The organism is uncultured Treponema sp. (assembly GCF_946187725.1).
Lineage (GTDB): Bacteria > Spirochaetota > Spirochaetia > Treponematales > Treponemataceae > Treponema_D.
In genome coordinates this window covers 1-3,513 of the sequence record NZ_CAMHSK010000077.1, presented here as the reverse complement: position 1 = coordinate 3,513, position 3,513 = coordinate 1, and the positions used below count along the sequence as shown (strand labels likewise).

4 protein-coding genes are annotated in these 3,513 nt (G+C 43.5%); 2 read left to right on the top strand and 2 right to left on the bottom strand.

What is annotated here, in order from left to right; genetic code table 11:
- Positions 1 to 650: hypothetical protein (locus Q0Q74_RS14140; RefSeq protein ID WP_294431915.1), on the bottom strand; the 650-nt coding region annotated here is incomplete at its 3' end.
- A gap of 151 nt (positions 651 to 801) precedes the next feature.
- Here Q0Q74_RS14140 and Q0Q74_RS14135 point away from each other — a divergent pair.
- Positions 802 to 2,106 (top strand): NCS2 family permease, encoded by a 1,305-nt coding sequence (locus Q0Q74_RS14135; RefSeq protein WP_294431913.1) that lies wholly within the window; start codon positions 802 to 804, stop codon positions 2,104 to 2,106.
- Positions 2,107 to 2,204: 98 nt separating this feature from the next.
- Here Q0Q74_RS14135 and Q0Q74_RS14130 read toward each other — a convergent pair whose 3' ends face one another.
- Complete coding sequence (locus Q0Q74_RS14130) at positions 2,205 to 2,393, bottom strand: hypothetical protein (protein ID WP_294431912.1); 189 nt, start codon at positions 2,391 to 2,393, stop codon at positions 2,205 to 2,207.
- 103 nt (positions 2,394 to 2,496) lie between these two features.
- Between Q0Q74_RS14130 and Q0Q74_RS14125 the strand changes: the two genes are divergently transcribed.
- Complete coding sequence (locus tag Q0Q74_RS14125; protein WP_294431910.1) at positions 2,497 to 3,414, top strand: Rpn family recombination-promoting nuclease/putative transposase; 918 nt, start codon at positions 2,497 to 2,499, stop codon at positions 3,412 to 3,414.
- Positions 3,415 to 3,513: the final 99 nt, after the last annotated feature.

Sequence of the window (3,513 nt, the reverse complement as noted above, 5' to 3'; positions counted from 1 at the left end):
TAAGATGCGTCGAATCGATATACGACTTTTCGGCTCTGATTTCCAGATGTGTTAATATAGGAAATTTCTGAAAGTTTTCCTGCGTCGTTGTAAGTGTAAATTGCCTTTTCCTCAAGATTTCCTTGAGCCGCATACTGAGCGATTTCAGAAACTCTGTTCTGGTCATCATTTTTTGTGATGATTTTTGAAAGAAGTGCGCCGTCAGCATTGTAATAAGACTCGTCAATCTGATTTCCGTTATATTTCCAGATTGTTTTGTTTGTGAGTGTGTTGACTGCGTTGTATTCTGATTCCTCGACTTTGTTTCCGTTCTCATAAACTGTTGTCATTTTCCATGAGATTTTTCCGTCGGCATCAGTGCAGACTCTTTCAACAAGATTATCACCTTCGTATTTGTATGTGATGTGGTCAACGAGAGCGTCCTTGCTTGTAAGCTCAGTAGCCTCAGTCTCGCGGCCTGTAGAATCGAAGTTGTGGACATATTTTGCCCGTGGTGAGCGGTAATAGTCACCGAATTTTTCTGTAATCTGATAGTCAATCTTTGTGTATTCGCCAACTGATGTTGCAGGTTTGAGTGCTGCTTCTGGATCGAAAGCAAAAACCTGTGCTGTTACGGCAGCTGCGGCAAGAACAAACAATGTTTTTTTCATATATTTCCCCCAAAAAAATCTTTTCACATTTGGTATTTTGTTTAATTATCGGTTTTTTTAATTATAACTAAAGTTATTTTATATTGTAATCGCCTGTATGAACTTTTTTACCATTTCATTATACTAAATGATATTTTTGGGGGTACCTTTTATGGACAAACTTTTCAAATTGCAGGAGCGTGGAACAACCGTTAGCCGAGAAATTGTCGGCGGTATCACAACCTTCCTCGCTATGTCTTACATTCTTGCCGTCAATCCAGGAATTCTCTCTGGTGCGGGCTTGGAATGGGGCGCACTGTTCACGGCAACAGCTGTTTCTGCAGCAATCGCAACATTGGTCATGGCTTTCTGTGCAAATCTTCCTGTCGCACTTGCACCGGGCCTGGGCTTGAACGCATTCTTTACTTACACAGTTGTTTTGGGAATGGGCTGCACTCCGGCTTTTGCTCTTACAGCTGTCTTGGTTGAAGGCATTCTTTTCATTCTGCTTTCTGTTTTTGGAATCCGAGAAGCAATCATCAAGTCTATTCCGCTCAATTTGCGAAAGGCTGTCGCTGTCGGAATCGGTTTGTTCATCACATTGATTGGTCTTGCAAATGCAGGCATCGTCGCTAACGACACAGGCACTTTGGTTGGTTTCGTTAATTTTGATTTGAAACATGCCTCTGCAATCGTAGCAATGCTCGGCCTTGCAATCACAGTTGTTTTGTATACGCTCAAAGTTCCAGGTTCAATTCTGGTTGGAATCATCATCACGACAATCATTGGAATTCCGTTCGGAGTTACTTCAATTCCAAAAGATTTCGTGCCGTTCTCAACCCCAGAAGCTCCTTATTTGTTCAAATTTGAGTGGGGCAGCATCCTTACAATCAAATTCTTCGTTGTATTCTTCACATTCCTTTTCACAGACTTGTTCGACACAATCGGTACATTGCTTGGCGTTGCAGAGCAGGCAAATCTGAAAGATAAAGAAGGAAACATCGTGAACGCAAAGGGCGCGCTTCTTTCTGATGCAGTCGGTACAGTCGTCGGCGCATGTTTGGGAACTTCAACAGTCACAAGCTTCGTTGAAAGCTCTTCAGGAGTTGCCGCAGGAGCACGAACAGGCTTGGCTTCGGTCGTAACAGCCTTGCTTTTCCTTGTCGCACTTTTCCTCAGCCCGCTTTTTGCTCTCATTCCATCAGCAGCCACAGCTCCGGCTTTGATTTTCGTCGGATTCTTGATGATGCGCTCTGTAATGGGAATCGACTTCACCGATATTTCCGAAGGAATTCCTTCATTTATTACAATCATTGCGATGCCGTTCTCATACTCAATCTCAAAAGGTATCGTTTTCGGTATCATCAGCTATGTTTTGTGTAAGCTCGTTGCCCGAAAAACAAAAGAAATCCCGCTCGTCACATGGATTTTGGCGGCGGTCTTCTTCCTAGACATTATTTTTGAGGCTGCAAAATAAATTTCATGTAGAGGTGAGGGGGGCAATCCACTTGCTGCGGCTGTTCCGCGGCTCGGTCACCCTCGGCCTCTTCCCTCGTCACTCATTTCATTCGCTCCTCAGTCCAGTGGCTGGCTACGCCACCGCTCCATAGCCGTGCCCGACTTTTTCGTGATACAGAAAAATTTTTTGTAAGTTTCTGACTTTTGCGACATCCATGTCGTGACAAGAAGTTCCATTCTGAAAATTCTTGCGATATAATTGCTCTTCGCCACATCCGTGTGGCAATTTTTTTTAACTTTTTTCAAAAAAATTGCATTTAGATTGCCAAAAATGGAAAAATTTTGGAAATACATATGTGCGTGGAAAAATTCTCCATGCACAGATTTATTTTCAAATGAGGTTCATTTTATGGTACAGGAAAAAGCAACTCCCCAGAAGCGGGATTTCAAGAGTTCACTTTTCGTGAACATGTTCGGGCGGAACATCAATGCGAAGGAACATTTTCTTTCGCTCTACAATGCGATTCACGGCACGGACTTTAAAATCGGCGAGGTTCCGATTGAGCCAGTCACGCTGGAAAATGTGATTTACCGGGATATTGAGAATGATGTTTCTATGGAAATTAACGGCTGTATCGTCGTGCTTGCAGAGCACCAGAGCACGGTGAACAACAACATGCCGTTCCGGTGTCTTGAGTACCTTGTCGCGCACTACAACAGATTTTTCGACAAGAACGACAAGTACAACACTAAGGAAATCAAGCTCCCCCGCCCGGAGTGCTATGTCTTCTACAACGGCGATGATCCGTTTCCGCAGGAAAAGACGATGAGGCTTTCAGACGCCTTCATCAAGCTGAAGGATTCAAAACTGGATTTGCCCGACTCGCTCACGCTGGACTTGACCGTTAAAGTCTACAACATCAACAGGAGCGCAAATCATCCTATCCTCAAAAAATGCGAGGCACTCCTTGCTTTTTCAGACTTTACGGAGTATGTTAGAATTGGAAGAAATAAAGGCGTTGAGAATCCGCTGCATTACGCACTTGAGCAGTGCAGGAACGGCAGTGTTCTCGCCGGCTATTTCAACAACCTGAGCAAGGAGGAACAGTCCATGATTTTCGATGAATGGGATGAGGAGATGTTTGTAAAAGTGCAGAAGCAGATTTCATTCGAAGAAGGTGAAGAATCTGCAAAAATCACCAATGCACGAAACTTGCTAAAGCTCAATAAACTTTCGGATGAAGAAATTGCTCAATGCTGCTCTCTCCCGCTGGAACAGGTTCTTACCCTCAAAGAAGAACTAGAAACAGCGCAAGTTGAAAGTTGAAAACGGAAAACTGAAAATTTTTGACTTGGATAAATCCACAAATGCTTTCCTGTGCACATGCGGGAAAGCATTTTTATTGCGGATTCTTGTTTTGTTGCT

What these genes read in the sequence shown, in the direction of transcription:
- Q0Q74_RS14135 (WP_294431913.1), top strand. Translation starts at nt 802, where the DNA reads ATGGACAAACTTTTCAAATTGCAGGAGCGTGGAACAACCGTTAGCCGA.
- Q0Q74_RS14125 (WP_294431910.1), top strand. Translation starts at nt 2,497, where the DNA reads ATGGTACAGGAAAAAGCAACTCCCCAGAAGCGGGATTTCAAGAGTTCA.